This is a genomic window from Shimwellia pseudoproteus (assembly GCF_016415625.1).
GTDB lineage: Bacteria > Pseudomonadota > Gammaproteobacteria > Enterobacterales > Enterobacteriaceae > Shimwellia > Shimwellia pseudoproteus.
Map to the genome: position 1 here is coordinate 86,452 of NZ_WBXP01000007.1, position 17,774 is coordinate 104,225.

Genomic DNA, 17,774 nt, shown 5'->3' on the forward strand with positions numbered 1-17,774 from the left:
TTTCGACATCTTCGTCATGCGGTGACAGCCGGATACTGGCCGCCGCCCCCCGCAGACCAGCCCGGTGGACCGGGGCATTTTTCCGTTATGCATCAGCGCCCTGCCCCTGCCGGCCCCGGGGTTACCCGCCGGGCAGCCATAGATCTGGCACAGGGCTTGCATCATGCCCGCCAATAGCTTCGGAGGCGTTATGCACGAAATCACCCTTTGCCAGCGCGCAATTGAACTTATTGAACAGCAAGCCCGCCAGCACGGTGCCACGAAAGTTACCGGGGTCTGGCTGGAGGTGGGCGCGTTTTCCTGTGTGGAAACCAGCGCCCTGCAATTTTGTTTTGATCTGGTCTGCCGCGGCACCCTGGCCGAAGGATGTACGCTTGACGTCCATCAACAAGACGCCGAATGCTGGTGTTATGACTGCCAACAGCACATCACCCTGCTCACCCAGCGGGTGCGCATGTGCCCCCAGTGTAACGGCACCAACTTGCGTATTGTGGCTGATGACGGCCTCCAGATTAAACGCCTGGAAATCGAACAGGAGAATCAAGATGTGTAGTACCTGTGGTTGCGGTGAAGGTAACCGCTATATCGAAGGGGATGAACACAACCCGCATTCTGCGTTTCGCAGCGCGCCTTTTGCGCCATCCGCCCGCCCGGCAATGAAAATTACCGGCCTGAAACCCCCGACCTTTGCGCCGCAAGCCTCCCCGGAGGGAGACCTGCATTATGGTCACGGCGAAGCGGGCACCCACGCGCCGGGCATCACCCAGCGCCGGATGCTGGAAATCGAAATCGACGTGCTGGATAAAAACAACCGGCTGGCGGCCCACAATCGCGACCAGTTTGCCGCCCGCCAGCAGCTGGTGCTCAACCTGGTGTCCAGCCCGGGCTCCGGTAAAACCACCCTGCTGACCGAAACCCTGAAACGCCTGCGTGGCCATCAGGCATGCGCGGTGATTGAAGGGGATCAGCAAACCGTGAATGACGCGGCCCGCATCCGCGAAACCGGCACCCCGGCCATCCAGGTTAACACCGGTAAGGGCTGCCACCTGGATGCCCAGATGATCCACGATGCGATGCAGCGCCTGCCCCTGGCAGATAGCGGTATTCTGTTTATTGAAAATGTCGGCAACCTGGTGTGCCCGGCCAGTTTCGATCTCGGCGAGCGCCATAAAGTGGCGGTGCTGTCGGTAACCGAAGGGGAAGACAAGCCGCTCAAGTACCCGCATATGTTTGCCGCGGCCTCCCTGATGTTACTCAATAAAGTGGATCTGCTGCCGTACCTCGATTTTGATGTTGACCAGTGCATCGCCTACGCCCGGGAAGTGAACCCGGATATTGAGATCCTGCTGGTTTCCGCCACCAAAGGCGACGGTATGGATAAATGGCTGGCCTGGCTGGAGGCACAACAATGTGCATAGGCATTCCCGGACAAATCAGTGAATTAGTCGACGACAGCCACGCCAAAGTGGATGTCTGCGGTGTCCAGCGCGAGGTCAACCTCACCCTGGTGGGCACCCACGATGACGCGGGCCGCCCGCGCATCGGCCAGTGGGTGCTGGTCCATGTCGGCTTCGCCATGAGTATCATTGATGAGCAGGAAGCCCTGGATACCCTGGACGCCCTGCAAAATATGTTCGCCGTGGAGCCGGATGTCGGCGCGCTGCTGTATGGTGAGGAGCGTGCCTGATGCGCTTTGTTGACGAATACCGGGACCCGGCCAAAGTGATGGCGCTGATTGAACAGCTCAGCGCCCGGGCCGCCCTGCTGGACTATGACGCCAAACGCCCGCTGCGCATTATGGAAGTGTGCGGCGGCCATACCCACGCGATTTTTAAATTCGGGCTGGACCAGTTGCTGCCGGAAAACATTGAGTTTATCCACGGCCCTGGTTGCCCGGTATGCGTCTTACCGATGGGGCGCATTGACGCCTGTCTGGAAATTGCCAGCCACCCGGAGGTGATTTTCTGCACCTTTGGGGATGCTATCCGGGTGCCGGGGAAATCCGGCTCCCTGATGGACGCCCGGGCTAAAGGCGCCGACGTCCGGGTGGTCTATTCCCCGATGGACGCCCTGCAACTGGCGCGCAATAACCCGGATCGCCAGGTGGTGTTCTTCGGCCTCGGCTTTGAAACCACCATGCCCGCCACCGCCATTACCCTGCAACAGGCCAGGGCCACCGGGGTGGACAACTTCTACTTCTTCTGCCAGCACATTACCCTGATCCCCACCCTGCGCAGCCTGCTGGAGCAGCCGGATAACGGGATTGATGCCTTCCTCGCCCCGGGCCATGTCAGCATGGTTATCGGTACTGAGGCTTACGGGTTTATCGCCAGCGAACACCAGCGCCCGCTGGTGGTGGCCGGTTTCGAGCCGGTGGATTTATTACAGGGCGTGCTGATGCTGGTAGAGCAGAAAATTGCCGCCCGGCCTAAAATTGAAAACCAGTATCGCCGGGTGGTCCCCGATGCCGGTAACCCGCTGGCCCAGCAGGCCATTGCCGAGGTGTTTATGCTGCAGGGGGATTCCGAATGGCGTGGCCTGGGGATCATTAACCAGTCCGGGGTAAAACTGACCCCGGCTTACCAGCCGTTCGATGCCGAGCGGTATTTTAATCCCCGCCAGCAGCAGGTGAGCGACGATCCGCGCGCCCGCTGTGGCGATGTCCTGACCGGGCGCTGCAAACCACACCAGTGCCCGCTGTTTGGCAAAACCTGTAGCCCCCAGAACGCCTTTGGGGCCCTGATGGTCTCTTCTGAAGGTGCATGTGCCGCCTGGTATCAGTACCGCGGCCAGGAGTGCGAAGCATGAAAACAATCACCCTCGCCCACGGTAGCGGCGGCCAGGCCATGCAACAGCTGATTGCCAGCCTGTTTATGGAGGCGTTTGCCAACCCGTGGCTGGCCGAGCAAGAAGACGCCGCCCGCCTCTCCCTGGCAGATCTGACCGCCACCGGGGATAAAATGGCCTTCTCCACCGACAGCTACGTTATCGATCCGCTGTTCTTCCCGGGGGGCAATATCGGCCACCTGGCGATTTGCGGCACCGCCAATGATGTGGCGGTTGGCGGTGGGGTACCGCGCTGGATGTCCTGCGGGTTTATCCTCGAAGAGGGGCTGGACGTCACCCTGCTTGAGCAGATTGTGCACAGCATGGCGCACACTGCCCGCGCAGCGGGGATAACGATTGTCACCGGTGATACCAAAGTGGTTCCCCGGGGGGCGGCCGATAAAGTCTTTATCAATACCGCCGGTATCGGGGCCATTGTGCGCGGCCTCAACTGGGGGGCCAGCCAGATTAGTGCCGGGGATGTGATTATCGCCAGCGGCACCCTCGGTGACCACGGGGCAACCATCCTCAACCTGCGTGAACAACTGGGGCTGGAAGGGGACCTGCGCAGCGATTGTGCCGTGCTGGCACCGCTTATCGCGACCCTGCATCCGATTGCCGGAGTCAAAGCCCTGCGCGATGCCACCCGGGGCGGGGTAAATGCGGTGCTGCATGAATTTGCCGAAGCCAGCCACTGCGGCATGGAGATAACCGAAGCGCAATTACCGGTGAAACCGGTGGTGCGCGGGGTTTGTGAACTGCTGGGCCTCGACCCGCTCAACTTCGCCAACGAAGGCAAACTGGTGATTGTCGCCAGCCGGGAGGCCGCCCCCGCGGTGATGACCGCCCTGCAACAGCATCCCCTTGGCCGGGACGCGGCAATCATTGGTGAGGTAACCGCTCAGAAAGGGGTACGGGTGACCGGCTTGTACGGGGTGAAACGCACCCTCGACCTGCCCCACGCGGAACCTTTACCGCGTATTTGTTGACCTGCGCCAGCATCTGCACCGCGCAGTCCAACTACACTGAGTAGCGAAACAGTCACTAACATTATAAAAATACCCTGATACAGTATGCCGGCGGCCGGATAACGGCCGCTGCTGCGCAGCCTAAGCAGGGTGGGCATGGCCCCTTTCCTCTTTTAAAAAACAACTAAGATAAAGTGACGCTACAGATGCACCTGCCCTGTAGCGGGGAAATTCTTTTTTCGGATGAGCTTATGTCATATACGCCAATGAGTGACCTCGGACAGCAGGGTCTGTTCGATATCACCCGTACCTTGTTACAACAGCCGGACCTCAGCGCGCTAGCCGAATGCCTGACCGGTATGGTCCGCCAGAGTGCCCTGGCCGATAAGGCCAATATTCTGTTGTATCACCCGCTCCAGCAGCAGGTGGGTTTCTACGGCATGGATAAACAAGGGCACCCCCTGCATTACGAGGATGAAATGCTACTGGCCAATGGGCCAGTACGCCGGGTACTGTCGCGCCCGGAAGCCCTGATGTGCACCCAGGAAGAGTTTAGTGAGACCTGGCCACAGCTCCACGCCCTTGAGATGTACAGCACATTCAGCCGTTACTGCCTGTTGCCCCTGGCCACCGACGGCAAAATCATTGGCGGCTGTGAGTTTATCCGCGACACCGATCAGCCCTGGAGCGATAAAGAACTCTCCCGGTTGTATACCCTGGCGCAAATTGTCGCCCTGGTCGCCGAGCAGATCCAGAGCCGAATCAACAACAACCACGAATACCAGATGCTGTGCCGGGAGCGCGACGATTTCCGCATCCTGGTGGCGGTAACCAATGCGGTGTTATCGAAGCTGGATCTTGACGATCTGGTGAGCGAGATAGCCCACGAGATCCACCGCTATTTCTCTATCGACTCGGTGAGTATTGTGCTGCGCAGCAACCGCCGCGGGCACCTGCATGTCTTTTCTACCCACTTCGTGGATGAACAGTCGCCAATCCACGACCAGAGTGAAGTTATCGAAAGCGGCACCCTCACGGAGCGGGTGTTTAAAAGCCGCGAAATGCTGCTGCTTAACCTGCACCACCGGGATCAACTGGCCCCCTATGAGCGGATGCTGTTTGAAATGTGGGGTAACCAGCTCCAGACCCTGTGCCTGCTGCCGCTGACCTTTGGTAATAAAATGCTCGGGGTGCTTAAGCTGGCCCAGTGTGAGGCGGACGTGTTCACCCCGGCCAACCTCAAACTTCTGCGCCAGATTGCCGAGCGTATCTCCATCGCCGTGGATAACGCCCTCGCCTGGCGGGAGATCAACCACCTGAAAGAGAATCTGGTGGATGAAAACCTCGCCCTGACCGAGCAAATCAACAATGTCGCCGGTGACTTCGGCGAAATCATTGGCCGCAGCGATGTGATGTCCAGTGTGATGAAGCAAGTGGAAATGGTGGCCCACAGTAACAGCACCGTGCTGATCCTCGGCGAAACCGGCACCGGGAAAGAGCTGATTGCCCGGGCTATCCACAATCAGAGTGGCCGTAACAACCGGCGGATGGTCAAAATTAACTGTGCGGCCATGCCCGCAGGACTGCTGGAAAGCGACCTGTTTGGCCACGAGCGCGGGGCCTTTACCGGGGCCAACACCCAGCGTATTGGCCGCTTTGAACTGGCGGACAAAAGCTCGCTGTTCCTTGATGAAGTGGGGGATATGCCCCTCGAACTCCAGCCTAAGCTGCTGCGGGTGTTGCAGGAAAAAGAGTTTGAACGCCTCGGCAGTAACAAAATCCAGCAGGTGGATGTGCGCCTGATTGCCGCCACTAACCGCGATCTGCGGCAGATGGTGCTCGACCGGGAGTTTCGCAGTGACCTCTACTACCGGCTGAACGTGTTCCCCATCCAGCTGCCGCCACTGCGCGAACGGCCAGAAGACATTCCGCTGCTGGTGAAGGCTTTCACCTTTAAAATTGCCCGCCGTCTGGGGCGCAATATCGACAGTATCCCGGCGGAAACCCTGCGCGCGCTGAGTAAAATGCCGTGGCCGGGGAACGTGCGTGAGCTGGAAAACGTGGTTGAGCGCGCGGTACTGCTCACCCGGGGGAATGTGCTGCAACTCTCCCTGCCGGAGCTGGATCGCTTTGCGGACATCACCACTCAGCCCACTATCCCCACCCCGGACTGTGATCCCGCCCAGGAAGGCGAGGATGAAGTGCAGCATATTATCCGGGTGCTCAAAGAGACCAACGGCGTGGTGGCAGGCCCCCGCGGGGCGGCCCAGCGGCTGGGCATGAAGCGCACCACTTTACTGTCGCGGATGAAGCGCCTGGGGATCGATAAAGACGCCCTGTGATCGGCGGTTGGCTACTGGCCCGGCGGCCGTCCCTTTTGACGAGGGCAGCCACCGGGCCGGTATCGCGCCCCGGTCAGAACAGGCCGAGGGCGTGGTCGGAATAGCTCACCAGCAGGCATTTGGTCTGCTGATAATGCTCCAGCATCATCTTATGGGTTTCCCGGCCAATGCCGGACTGTTTATACCCGCCAAACGCGGCGTGGGCCGGATAGGCATGGTAGCAGTTGGTCCAGACCCGGCCCGCCTGAATCCCGCGGCCCATCTTGTAAGCCAGGGTGCCGTTGCGGGTCCACACCCCCGCCCCTAAGCCGTAGGCGGTGTCGTTGGCAAGCTCCAGCGCTTCCTGGGGGGTTTTAAAGGTGGTCACCGCCAGTACCGGGCCAAAAATCTCCTCCTGGAACACCCGCATCGTATTCTGGCCAAACAGAATGGTCGGTTCGAGGTAGTACCCGGATTGCAAATCGCCCCCCAGTAACCGCCGCTTACCGCCGCTCAGCACCTCTGCCCCTTCTTGCTTACCGATATCAATGTAATTGAGGATGGTCTCCATCTGGCCCTGAGAGACCTGGGCCCCCATCTGGGTGGCGCTGTCCAGCGGGTTACCGCTGCGAATAGCCTCCACCCGGCGGATGGCGCGCTCCATAAAGCGCTCATAAATCGACTCCTGGACCAGCGCCCGGCTGGGGCAGGTGCAGACTTCACCCTGATTAAAGGCAAACAGCGCAAAGCCCTCCAGGGCCTTATCGAAGAAGGCGTCCTCTTTTTCCATCACGTCGGCAAAGAAGATATTGGGGGATTTGCCCCCCAGCTCGAGGGTCACCGGAATAATGTTCCGGGTGGCGTACTGCATGATCTGCTGGCCCACTTCGGTGGAGCCGGTAAACGCCACTTTGGCGATACGCGTCGAGGTCGCCAGGTACTCACCAATTTCGCCCCCGGCACCGTTTACCACGTTCACCACCCCCGGGGGCAGCAAGTCGCCAATGGTTTCCATCAGCAGCAGCACCGACAGCGGGGTCAGCCGGGCGGGCTTCAGCACCACACAGTTACCGGCAGCCAGCGCCGGGGCCAGTTTCCAGCAGGCCATCAGCAACGGAAAGTTCCACGGAATGATCTGCCCCACCACCCCCAGCGGTTCGTGGAAGTGATAGGCCACGGTGTCTTTGTCCACCTCGCTGATGCCCCCTTCCTGGGCGCGAATACAGGCGGCAAAATAGCGGAAATGGTCAATGGCCAGCGGCACATCGGCACCGCTGGTTTCGCGGATCGGTTTACCGTTATCCCAGGTTTCTGCGGTGGCGAGCAGTTCGATGTTCTGCTCCATACGGTCGGCAATTTTCAGCAAAATAGCCGCCCTGTCCTGCACCGCCATACTGCCCCACTCGGCTTTGATGGCGTGGGCGGCATCCAGCGCCAGATCCACATCACCGGATGTCGAGCTGGCCACTTCGCACAGGGGCTGGCCGGTAATGGGCGTGAGGTTCTGGTAATAGGCGCCCGCGACCGGGGCCACCCAGGCCCCGCCAATATAGTTGTCATAGCGGGGCTTGAGCGGTAGCGGGAAACCGTATTCGCCGGGGGTTAGCCTGTCCGGTGGGGGTGTTGTCATGGCGCTCTCCTTAGGGTGACATTCCCCCTAAGGGTAGCCGCTGGCGGTGATTTTCTCGCCGCATTGCGGTTACTTTACGAGCGCCATCACGATCTTTAGCCGCGGAGAATACCGCTCACTGGCGCCGGAACAGTGCGCTGTCGCGCAGCAGATGGTCATTGCCGCGCCGCCGGGTGAAGCCGATACGGTCAAAATATTCCAGGATCTGGATCGCCAGCTTACGCCCCACCCCCAGCCGATCGCGGAAGTCCGCCGCCGTCGTGGCCCCCCGTTCGGGATCCAGGGCGCGGATCAGATCGGCAAATTCGATAATCCGATCCTGGCGGTAGTAGCGATCTTTGACAATAGCCGTAATGAACCCCTGCTGGGCCGCATTGCGCAGTAACTGCCGCACCACCTGCTCATCCTGGCCGGTTTCCCGGGCCACATCGCGCACCCACCAGGGCTCATCCGCAAAGCGCGGGGCAACCACCTGCCAGAGCGCCAGTTGTTCCCGGGAGAAGCCCGGTTCATGGCCCGGTAAATGCAGCCAGCCCTGGCGGCTTTCCAGCAGCCCCTGCTGGCGCATCTGCTCTATCAGCGCCAGGACCAGACCTTCATCTTCTGCCGGTAGCGCCATGCGCCGCAGGCGCTCACGGCCCGGGCCGGGTTGATCATCATGCTGTTCATGGTAACGGGCCAGCACCGCCAGTAATTTCTCCCGCCAGACGCCTGCCAGCGCATCGCTGAGCAGCCGGTCACCGGCGCGGATCAATCCGGGCACATCATCCACCAGCGCGGCCATGCCGGCCGGGGCCAGTTGCCTGGCCCAGCTAAAGGCAGACTGGCTAATCGCCCCGCGCTGCAAATGCAGCCCCAGGGCCAGGGCGTCGTTCCGGGCATCCGCCAGGGCGGACAGCCAGGCCAGAAACGCGGGCTGGCGTTTACCGCGCCGCGGGGCATCCAGCAAGACAACCCGGGCACCGGCCAGGGTCTGGCGGGCGCTGATATCGCGCAGCACCAGACGGTCGTTATCCGCCAGCAGCAGCGGGGTGTCGAGCACCAGCTCGGCTAAATCCCCCTCCAGCAGGGAGACCCGCCCGGTAATATGGCTGGCGGCGTGGTGAATATGCAGCGGCTGCCACTGCTGGAGCGGAACATGGCACTGCAACTGCACAATGGCCCGTTCAGTCGGCGCCGGGGGACGTTCACTGAGCAGCCAGTCCCCCCGGGAGATATCGGCTTTTTCCGCATCGCCGCTGATGTTCAGTGCAATCCGCTGCCCGGCCCAGGCGTGGTCAGTATTCTGGTTCTGGGCGTGAAGCCCGCGCACCCGCATCGGGGTTGCGGCGCCGGTCAGCCATAGCGTATCCCCTACCCGAACGTCGCCGCTCAGCGCGGTACCGGTTACCACCAGCCCGGCGCCTTTCACGGTAAATGCCCGATCGATGGCCAGCCGGAAACGGTGGCGGGTCAAGTGCGGGCGCGCCGGTAGCTGGCGTAAATGGTCGCGCAGCGCCTCAATACCGCGCCCATCCGGGGCACTGGTCACAAACAGCGCCACCGTCGGCCAGCCCATGTCGGCGGTTAACTGGCGGATATCGGCTTCCACCTGGGCGATGCGGGCCGGGTCCACCCGATCGGCTTTGGTGAGGGCCACGGTCAGGGCGGGCTGGCCGGTCAGTTGCAGGATAGCCAGATGCTCCCGGGTTTGGGCCATTACGCCATCATCGCAGGCCACCGCCAGCAGCGCGTGGTCGATACCGCCGATCCCGGCCAGCATATTGGCGAGGAATTTCTCATGGCCCGGTACATCAATAAAACCAATACTGCTGCCATCGGGCTGGGGCCAGTAGGCGTAGCCCAGATCGATGGTCATGCCGCGTTTTTTCTCTTCCGGCAGGCGATCGGCGTTGATGCCGGTCAGCGCCTGCAACAGGGTTGTCTTGCCGTGGTCAACATGACCCGCACTGGCAATAATCATGACAATAAGGTCTCCATTAATCCGGCTTCATCTTCCAGACAACGTAAATCCAGCCACAGCCGCCCGTCAGAAATCCGGCCAATCACCGGTCTGCTGGCACTGCGCCAGCCCGCGGCCAGGGTTGCCAGGGTGCTGCCCCGGCCGTCTCGTGGGGTAAAGGTTAACGCCGCGCTGGGCAGCCGGTCTACCGGCAATGATCCGCTGCCGATTTGCGACAGGCAGGGTTCTACTGCCACCTGAAAATCCGCCCCAAAGCGGGCGGTAAACGGGGCCAGCAGGCGCGCGGCCTGGGCCTGAATATCCCCGGCGCTGCGGGTTAGCAGCCGCAGTGTCGGCAAACGCCGGGCCAGGGTTTCCGGGTACTGGTACAGCCGCAGGGTGGCCTCCAGCGCCGCGAGGGTCATCTTATCAGCCCGCAGGGCGCGTTTTAACGGGTGTTGTTGCAGGCGGGCAATCAGCGCTTTTTTGCCGACGATAATTCCCGCCTGGGGGCCACCAAGCAGTTTATCCCCGGAGAAGCTCACCAGGCTCACCCCGGCGGCAATCAGTTGCCGGGGCATCGGTTCCGCCGGCAGGCCATACTGGCTGAGATCCACCAGCGAGCCGCTGCCCAGATCGGTGACCACCGGAATACCCAGCTCGTCACCGAGGGTCACCAGTTCTTGCTCGCTGACGCTTTTGGTAAAACCTTCGATATGGTAGTTACTGGTGTGGACCTTCATCAGCAGCCCGGTATCGCCGGTTACTGCCTCACGGTAATCTTTCAGGTGGGTGCGGTTAGTGGTGCCGACCTCCATCAACTGGCAACCGGCCTGGCGCATCACATCCGGAATACGGAACGCACCGCCAATCTCTACCAGCTCCCCCCGGGAGACCACCACCTGCTGGCCACTGCCGCAGGCGGCCAGCATCAGCAATACCGCCGCCGCATTATTGTTAACGATGCAGGCATCTTCTGCCCCGGTCAATTCACAGAGCAGCGCCGCCAGCGCCTGGTCGCGGTGACCGCGCCCGGCGCCATCGAGATCGTATTCCAGGGTGACCGGCGCGCGCATCACCTGGCTAACGGCCTCGACAGCGGCGTCTGACTGAATCGCCCGCCCGAGGTTGGTGTGCAGTACCGTGCCGGTTAAGTTGTAGACCGGGCGCAGGGCCTGGCGGCAACCGTCACGCAGCCGCGTGGCCGCGGCCTGGGCCCAGTTATCACACCACGCCGGCAGGCGCTGGTGCTGACGAATATGTGCCCGGGCGTCATCCAGCATCTGGCGCAGGGTCGCCACTACCTGGGTGTGTCCAAAATCAGCCAGCAGCCCGGCAAACTCGCCGGCATTGAGCAGGCGGTCCGTGGACGGGAGCAGGCTATACAGCGAACGGGGATCGGTTGTCATGGGTAATATCGAATTAACAAACAATGGTGGCAGTGTAACAGGGGAGCGATTCCCCTGTCATAGCGGCAGATCATGAGGCATCCGGTTCGGTGCGGACAAAGCTCTCCCGGCGAAAGACATTCTCCACCAGGCGGATCAGCTGCGGGTGATCCACGCACCAGCCCTGGGCGATACGGCGGCGGTTAATAAACCCGATGGCGCAGCCAATGGCAATGGTGCCAATGTTAAAGGCATCCGGCGTGAGCGCCCCCGCCACCAGTTGCTGCTCCAGCCAGTCCAGGGCCTGGGTGATTTTTGCCCGCAGGGCGACAATATCCTGCTCATTTTGCTGGGCGGGTTTCTTTTTCAGTTCATGGCTCAGTAGCGTGGCCGCCTCCAGCAAACCATCGGCCAGGGCCTCCACCTGGAGCAAGTACCGGGTTTGCCCGACATCCGTTGCCCGCAAGGGCGGGACGGGGTAGCACTCTTCCAGGTAGCCGGCGATAACCGGCGAGTCGAACCACAGGCTGTTATCATCCGCCACCAGCACCGGGACTTTATTCAGCGGGTTATAGCGGGCGACAATATCCTCGCCGTCGCTGTTGGTGCGGTTGATAAACTCAAAAATAATGCCCTTTTCCAGCAAAATTACCGATATTTTACGGACATAAGGGCTTGAATAGCTGCCGATAAGTTTCATAACCGGGGTCCTTTTTTGCCAGTAACACCTAAGTATGGTGCAAACTGGCAGGTCCTTCCCGTTTAATGGCCTGGTGGCTTACCGGGCTGCGACTATTTTCCCGCCGCTGGCGCGGATGGTGTATCCTTGGCGGATACTGGCTCCACTTTTTAAAATGACTATTTATGAAAGATATTGAAAATAACGAAATTAAGCGCCTCAGCGATCGTCTGGATGCAGTAAAACGCCAGATGGCAGATCTGCCGTTGATTGAACAGGCAGAAAAATATGCCGAACTGGAAGCCGAACAGGCGACCCTGGAAAAAGAGATCGCCCGTCTGCATGAACAGCGCGGCGCGAAGCTGAGCAAAGAAGCCCAGAAGCTGACAAAAATGCCGTTCAAACGGGCGATTACCCGTAAAGAGCAGGCCGATATGGGCAAGCTGAAGAAGCGCGTGCGCGGGCTGGTTGTTGTACACCCGATGACCGCACTGGGCCGGGAAATGGGCCTGAAAGAGATGACCGGCTTCGCCAATACCGAATTCTGATCGTCGCCGGACTCATACAGCAATAAAAAACGGGAAACCCGCCGGTTTCCCGTTTTTTTATGCCGGTAGCGCGGCTATTTGCTGCCGAACAGGCGGCGGCCAAAATCTTCGATTTTGCCGCTAATCCGCCGCTGCTGGATTGTTTTGGTCCAGCTGGCCGACAGGCCCGCCGCCGCCAACAGCCGGTGATATTGCTCATCGTCAAAAGGCATATGCCAGGCGATGGCCATCGCCTCCGTGACGGATACATCGCTGACCCGTGACGCCAGCACCAGCGGCGCATCCCCCGAGACGTTACCCGCAGCCACCACCCGGTATAACCAGCCACAGCGGCCGGTTTGCTGCATCCGCTGCGACATATCGCTGATACCAAAGTGGAAGTTAAGCTTAAAGCACGGCGAGCGTGGCTGGGTCACCTGGATTAACGCCTCTCCCCAGCGGTAAATATCGCCGATAAACACCTCCTGCTCGGTCATCCCCCGGGTGGATATATTCTCCCCAAAGGCCGGGGCGGCAAACAGGTCTGCTTGCTCGGGAAACTCGCGCGCCCAGTGAAGATAGTGCTCTTGAGGATAATGGCATAACGCCCGGTCCGGGCCGCCGTGGTGCACGGTTTCGGCTTGTTGATCCCCTTCCAGCCCGAGGGGGGTCAGCCGCAGTTCACCTTCAACCTGATGTTTGGCAATGGCACTGGGACGGCTGCCGGTATACTCACGGATAGCGCCGGTGTAGACCTGAACGCGATGCTTCATCTGCTGTTCCTTTTGACGGGTCGTGACAAAGAGAGGGTGAGATATCATTACCGGGATAGACGGCGGTGACAAGTTTCCCGGCGGATTTGCCATTATCGGACGGCGGTGCGCCGCAGGCCATCGCCAGGCAGCTAAACCGTAAAAAAACAGGGCCAGCACACTGGCTGGCCCCGGGGAGCGGGTTATCAGGCGGGGGTCAGAAGCTGTATTTCACCCCCAGCATGGCGGCGGTGTCGCTGTAGCTGTCGTCGCCTATCTGCTGGGCCACGTTACCCCAAAGTTGCAGGCGCGGGTTTATTTGCCCTTCCACCCCGACCTTCAGCTCACCGATATTTTTGGTGCCGCTGATATCATCCCGGACACTCCCCATCTGGACAGTCTGGTTATGGGTGTTGTGGATCCAGTTGGCCTCTACAAATGGCTGGAACTCCCGGCCTTTGCCGTCATCAATGGCGCTGTGGCCTTTCAGGTAGGCGCGCACGCCGAGCCGGGTCATCAGGTTACCGTCGGTTTTATCCTTCACCAGGGTGCCGTTATGTTCCCGGTGGGAGTCCGCCTGAACATCCATCCAAATCGCCTGAGCCTTCGGCTGGATCCAGTAAGTAGCGCGGGTGCTCTCCCCTAACAGGAAGGTGTAGCCCCCTTCGACTGATGCGGTAATACCATCGGAGTCATATTTTTCACTGGCTAAATGCTTGCCGTTCACCGTGTTATTAAACCAGTTATACAATACCCAGCTGTCCAGATAGGTGCCGGTTTTATTGGCCTCATTGGCGTACCAGGTGGCGTATAACCCGACGCTATAGCCATCCACCTGGCCCCGTGACGAGTTACTGTTATGGGTATTATGGGTGCGGCTTTTCTGGTTGGCGTAGCCGGCCATTGCCCCGACATGCCAGCGATCGAGGCCATCACTACTCCACTGCGCCAGGTCCCCGCCCATCTGCAACACATAACGGTTCGCCTGGGTTTTCAGCTGTTTGCTGCCGTCGGTAAAGCGTGTATGGCCGCCCTCGTTACGTATCCACATGCTGGTGACTTTGCGTTCGCCGGTTAACACGTCCGTGTATTGGGTTTCCCCGATGCGGTCGTGGAGGCGGGTAATAAACATGGTGTTCGCCGCGTAGTTGTTCGCCAGATAGCTGCCGAATTCCGGGCGGTATTGGTTCGTTTCATGGGACGGCGGCGCTGGCGGATCAACCGGGTCTACCGGTGGGTCCACCGGGGTCAGTGCACTGGTGAGGTACCAGTTACTGTCTTTTTTCACCACATCGTAGTCATAGCCGCCCGCCACAATACGCCCGGCTTTGGCGAAGGTGCCGTCAGAGTTGCCGCCCACTTCCACAATCTCAATGCCTTCGACGGTCTGTTCACCGGCACCGCCAATATTATTAATACTGACGTTGGTGCTGCCTGAAGTATTTCCCTTGACGATCAGCTTATCGGTTAAGGAATCATCGCCACCCAGCACAGTATTCAACGCCAGCGTACCGCCATTACCGATATAATCGCCCGCGACGGTCAGGGTCATCGGCGTAAAGGCACTGCCTTCCGCCGGGGCCCGGTATGTTAACGTCGCGCCATCAAGATGTAGCCGGGAAAGCACCGAGTCACCGGTCATGGTCCACTGGCTGCTGGCGCCCGTCAGGTTCAGGTTGATCTCCCCTGCGGCGCTGGTTGAGCTGGCCAGTTGGTTGGAGTTGGTTTTACCGGTGAACTGGCTGCCGTCCGCCATGGATAAATCAACAACCCCGGCTTTATCGGCAACAATATTGCCGTCAACGTTATATATTGCGGAGGTTGCCGTATCACTGGCTTTATCCCAGGAGCGAATCATCGCCTCGCTTCCTGAGGCATAGGCGGCATAGCCAGTGCCGGTCTTTAACGCGGTGTTGCCACCCAGATTGATGATAGCTGCATTACCGACAGTGGCAGAGGATGCATACAGCGCGTGAGCGCTATCGCCAGAGGTCTCGATCCGGGTGTCCGCTAATGAAATATTACCTAACTCCTGAGCATAGACCCCATAGGCCGATTTACCGGCAGTTTTAATCGTACTGGTACCGTTCAGCTCAATGACTGCCTGGCCTTTACCGGCGAAAGGCCAGTCCCTGCCAGCAACAACACCATAGCCAGCATTAATGCCGCCGTTAGCAACCGTCTCTATATTTGCATTACCGTTAATGATAATACTGGAAATAGCATTAGCATTGCTCCCTGAACTGTTGGCACGAATCCCCATCCCGCCTTGAGAATAGATATCAGCATTATTATTAATAATGATTCTGGAGTATGCTCCCGCCAACTCTCTACCCAAGTTGATACCATCCGCACTGCTACCAGAGAGGTTAGCCGTATAGTTTTCTATAACAACTTGGCCACCACCGTTTTTAGAGTGGATACCATCGGCATCTTTACCCGTCGATGTTACGACAAGATCATTAAATTTATAGTTTTCGCCATTCAGGTATATTGGCCATCCTTTCAGCCCAGAGGTTGTAGCATCAACATTGGTCGTGATCGAAACCTGATCGTAATTAGTATAATCTTGATTATTTCCATTAGGGTTATTAGATTGAGAGTAATAAAGTGTATTATTGGTGCTAAATACACCATCTGCTTCAGCGAGTAATGGTAAACCTGAAAGTACTAACGCACCTGATACACCCACTGCAACCTTTGAAAGTCTGAATAATTTTTTGTTATTCATGATTTCACCTTTTATATTTTTATTGGGTTTTCTATCTCTTACGTGATGCACCGGGATAAACAATAAAAATAACATGAGCGCATTCACCCCTGCAGTTACAGGAGAGAACAGAAAAGCCGTGAATTTAAAAAAAGACGCGAATATATGACGGTATAATTTAACGACCAGTAACGATTAACGTCCTCCTTTACGTTACGTAGGGCGGCCCAGTGAAAAGGATGGCGCCCTGATTTGTAAGCTAATATTTTCATCACAACATAAGACTGTCAATACGAAATCAAAACATCCCGTCAGGCAAAAAAATAGGGCGCTACACAATATTATCAATAATCCTGGTTAATCAAATCCCTTTCAGAAAACCACCTTTATCGGGCAAGGAGAAAATACCGACTGCCATTATTTACCAGGATTTTTACACCCCCATACCAGGATAATTTATTTTCCCCCGAAGTAAGATTATTAACGAAAATAACACGAATAGCTAAATCAGTCGCCATTGATACCGTATTCGGGATCCGCTACCCACAGCCGCAGGAAATGCAACCGAGACAAATAATAACACAGCTAAACTATTCACCTTGTTCTATGATAGATTATCCGATAGCGCACCATAAACGATTAATATCGTTCCGAATCAATTCACTTTGTTAATATTATTTTTATGATTTTGTGCGGTAATGAATCATCGCAGATCACAATTTTCAGATATTAATATTCCTAACAGAAATGATGATCTTCCTAATATATCGCTATAACGCGCCTGTAGTGGTGATTTATCCTGCATTAACTACTGAAAGCAAATCATATAATTACTTATGAAACATTCACCGCCGTTAACGCATTCGGATTTTTCCCATTCCTATTTTATCAGGATGTTTTCGGCGCGTTCTGCGCTATGTTGACAGAAGCGGAAGGCAAATGAAATGATGCGCCGATACAGTAAGCAGGAGTCACTGATATGGTGCTAAATTCAGAACTAAAAAAATTGTTCTGTAGCAGCTGTCCGCTGCACTGCTCAATACAACCGGAAGTATCACCACGGACCGTTTACTGTGCCAGCGCATGTTTCTGCCTGTGGCCGGAAGACAATGTATTTTTTAATCGTGGAATTATTGATGGATTATTAGTTAATAATAATAATGCGCTATTGAGTGGATATGTTTTTGTTGATTTTTCGCTAAGCAACTTACATCTGTTTGTTGACCATGAATGGCTGGATTTTTTATCTACCGCAAACCTGAAGATCATTCTGGTAAGCGACCGGCACCTCCAGCCGCTGGCAAACTATTGGTTTAAGAATCATCGCAAAATCGCGGCGATTATTTATCATAATGACAGGATATCTGCCGCCAATGAGAAAATTAAAAAAATATTTATTGGTCGGGTAATCTCGACAACTCAGGGAACGACGATCACACCAACGGAATTTACTATTTTGAGTAAGTTAATTAGCGGCATGAGCTCTCAACAGGTCGCGGAAAGCCTGAATTTGAATATCCGCAGTGTTTATGCCTATCGCCAAAGAATAGAAAAACACTTGGGCAGCAAAATTAATAAATTATATGCCAATGCCCGGAAGGTCGCATAAAAAACACAGACCAATAATAACGGATACCGACATCTCCGGTATCTGATAACTGAGGTGCTCATAGTGACCAGTGGCAATATTATTAATTATGAGCAGGAAACAAAAATATTCTACGACATTATTCTTAAGGCTATTTGTAGCGCCGACACCAGGGAAGCATTTACTATGTTACGCAACGCAATAGATAAGATTCCCTTACCTGAACCGGTCAGGGAGTTATGTGAAAAAGCACTTCTGGAATACCGCCCGGGCAGAAATGGACAAGATCAGTCAGTGGCTATCGGTTATCTTCTAAAAGCCTATGAGAATATCAGCGGCTACCGGCATATTGAAAATTATATTATGTTGCGCAATAAGCGATTATTTTCGCCAGGCCTCGCCGATGAATAACGACACCTTTATTCATCCGCGGGCAAATCAGT

Annotated in this window: 15 protein-coding genes; 9 read left to right on the plus strand and 6 right to left on the minus strand. The window is 57.1% G+C overall.

Annotated features, from left to right (window positions below; translation table 11 throughout):
* Positions 1-190 precede the first annotated feature (190 nt).
* From hypA to flhA, 6 genes are all read left to right on the plus strand, one after another.
* Complete coding sequence (gene hypA / locus F9C28_RS05075) at positions 191-553, plus strand: hydrogenase maturation nickel metallochaperone HypA (RefSeq protein WP_199014150.1); 363 nt, start codon at positions 191-193, stop codon at positions 551-553.
* Complete coding sequence (gene hypB / locus F9C28_RS05080; RefSeq protein WP_199014151.1) at positions 546-1,418, plus strand: hydrogenase nickel incorporation protein HypB; 873 nt, start codon at positions 546-548, stop codon at positions 1,416-1,418. Before hypA ends, hypB begins: the two co-directional genes overlap by 8 nt.
* The gene (locus F9C28_RS05085; RefSeq protein ID WP_199014152.1) at positions 1,409-1,687 is read left to right on the plus strand and encodes a HypC/HybG/HupF family hydrogenase formation chaperone; all 279 of its coding nucleotides are present in this window, start codon (positions 1,409-1,411) and stop codon (positions 1,685-1,687) included. Before hypB ends, F9C28_RS05085 begins: the two co-directional genes overlap by 10 nt.
* Positions 1,687-2,808, plus strand: a complete 1,122-nt coding sequence (gene hypD / locus F9C28_RS05090; protein WP_199014153.1) for a hydrogenase formation protein HypD — start codon at positions 1,687-1,689, stop codon at positions 2,806-2,808. The genes F9C28_RS05085 and hypD overlap by 1 nt, the downstream gene beginning before the upstream one ends.
* On the plus strand, positions 2,805-3,815 hold the full coding sequence (gene hypE / locus F9C28_RS05095) for a hydrogenase expression/formation protein HypE (protein ID WP_199014154.1): 1,011 nt from the start codon (positions 2,805-2,807) through the stop codon (positions 3,813-3,815). Before hypD ends, hypE begins: the two co-directional genes overlap by 4 nt.
* A 230-nt stretch (positions 3,816-4,045) precedes the next feature.
* Complete coding sequence (gene flhA, locus F9C28_RS05100) at positions 4,046-6,136, plus strand: formate hydrogenlyase transcriptional activator FlhA (RefSeq protein ID WP_199014155.1); 2,091 nt, start codon at positions 4,046-4,048, stop codon at positions 6,134-6,136.
* Between the two features lie 73 nt (positions 6,137-6,209).
* On the opposite strand, the gene exaC is transcribed toward flhA, so the two are convergent.
* From exaC to F9C28_RS05120, 4 genes are all read right to left on the minus strand, one after another.
* On the minus strand, positions 6,210-7,745 hold the full coding sequence (exaC, locus tag F9C28_RS05105; protein WP_199014156.1) for an acetaldehyde dehydrogenase ExaC: 1,536 nt from the start codon (positions 7,743-7,745) through the stop codon (positions 6,210-6,212).
* A 115-nt stretch (positions 7,746-7,860) separates the two neighbouring features.
* Complete coding sequence (gene selB, locus F9C28_RS05110) at positions 7,861-9,708, minus strand: selenocysteine-specific translation elongation factor (protein WP_199014157.1); 1,848 nt, start codon at positions 9,706-9,708, stop codon at positions 7,861-7,863.
* Entirely contained in the window at positions 9,705-11,096 is a 1,392-nt protein-coding gene (gene selA, locus F9C28_RS05115; protein WP_199014158.1) for an L-seryl-tRNA(Sec) selenium transferase, read from the minus strand. Before selA ends, selB begins: the two co-directional genes overlap by 4 nt.
* A gap of 70 nt (positions 11,097-11,166) precedes the next feature.
* Positions 11,167-11,775, minus strand: coding sequence for a glutathione S-transferase (locus F9C28_RS05120; protein WP_199014159.1), 609 nt, complete (start codon positions 11,773-11,775; stop codon positions 11,167-11,169).
* Positions 11,776-11,939: 164 nt separating this feature from the next.
* Between F9C28_RS05120 and F9C28_RS05125 the strand changes: the two genes are divergently transcribed.
* Entirely contained in the window at positions 11,940-12,302 is a 363-nt protein-coding gene (locus F9C28_RS05125; protein WP_199014160.1) for a YibL family ribosome-associated protein, read from the plus strand.
* Positions 12,303-12,376: 74 nt separating this feature from the next.
* Here F9C28_RS05125 and yiiM read toward each other — a convergent pair whose 3' ends face one another.
* The gene (gene yiiM, locus F9C28_RS05130; RefSeq protein WP_199014161.1) at positions 12,377-13,054 is read right to left on the minus strand and encodes a 6-hydroxyaminopurine reductase; all 678 of its coding nucleotides are present in this window, start codon (positions 13,052-13,054) and stop codon (positions 12,377-12,379) included.
* 196 nt (positions 13,055-13,250) lie between these two features.
* Positions 13,251-15,764, minus strand: a complete 2,514-nt coding sequence (locus tag F9C28_RS05135) for an autotransporter outer membrane beta-barrel domain-containing protein (protein WP_199014162.1) — start codon at positions 15,762-15,764, stop codon at positions 13,251-13,253.
* Positions 15,765-16,722: 958 nt separating this feature from the next.
* Here F9C28_RS05135 and F9C28_RS05140 point away from each other — a divergent pair.
* Together F9C28_RS05140 and F9C28_RS05145 are read left to right on the plus strand one after the other, a co-directional pair.
* On the plus strand, positions 16,723-17,352 hold the full coding sequence (locus F9C28_RS05140) for a helix-turn-helix transcriptional regulator (protein WP_199014163.1): 630 nt from the start codon (positions 16,723-16,725) through the stop codon (positions 17,350-17,352).
* Between the two features lie 63 nt (positions 17,353-17,415).
* The gene (locus tag F9C28_RS05145) at positions 17,416-17,742 is read left to right on the plus strand and encodes a hypothetical protein (RefSeq protein WP_199014164.1); all 327 of its coding nucleotides are present in this window, start codon (positions 17,416-17,418) and stop codon (positions 17,740-17,742) included.
* Positions 17,743-17,774 lie beyond the last annotated feature (32 nt).

Coding starts and splice junctions, on each gene's coding strand:
- hypE (WP_199014154.1), top strand. CDS start 2,805: ATGAAAACAATCACCCTCGCCCACGGTAGCGGCGGCCAGGCCATGCAA.
- F9C28_RS05120 (WP_199014159.1), bottom strand. CDS start 11,775: ATGAAACTTATCGGCAGCTATTCAAGCCCTTATGTCCGTAAAATATCG.
- exaC (WP_199014156.1), bottom strand. CDS start 7,745: ATGACAACACCCCCACCGGACAGGCTAACCCCCGGCGAATACGGTTTC.
- selB (WP_199014157.1), bottom strand. CDS start 9,708: ATGATTATTGCCAGTGCGGGTCATGTTGACCACGGCAAGACAACCCTG.
- flhA (WP_199014155.1), top strand. CDS start 4,046: ATGTCATATACGCCAATGAGTGACCTCGGACAGCAGGGTCTGTTCGAT.
- F9C28_RS05085 (WP_199014152.1), top strand. CDS start 1,409: ATGTGCATAGGCATTCCCGGACAAATCAGTGAATTAGTCGACGACAGC.
- F9C28_RS05125 (WP_199014160.1), top strand. CDS start 11,940: ATGAAAGATATTGAAAATAACGAAATTAAGCGCCTCAGCGATCGTCTG.
- yiiM (WP_199014161.1), bottom strand. CDS start 13,054: ATGAAGCATCGCGTTCAGGTCTACACCGGCGCTATCCGTGAGTATACC.
- hypB (WP_199014151.1), top strand. CDS start 546: ATGTGTAGTACCTGTGGTTGCGGTGAAGGTAACCGCTATATCGAAGGG.
- selA (WP_199014158.1), bottom strand. CDS start 11,096: ATGACAACCGATCCCCGTTCGCTGTATAGCCTGCTCCCGTCCACGGAC.
- F9C28_RS05135 (WP_199014162.1), bottom strand. CDS start 15,764: ATGAATAACAAAAAATTATTCAGACTTTCAAAGGTTGCAGTGGGTGTA.
- hypD (WP_199014153.1), top strand. CDS start 1,687: ATGCGCTTTGTTGACGAATACCGGGACCCGGCCAAAGTGATGGCGCTG.
- hypA (WP_199014150.1), top strand. CDS start 191: ATGCACGAAATCACCCTTTGCCAGCGCGCAATTGAACTTATTGAACAG.
- F9C28_RS05140 (WP_199014163.1), top strand. CDS start 16,723: ATGGTGCTAAATTCAGAACTAAAAAAATTGTTCTGTAGCAGCTGTCCG.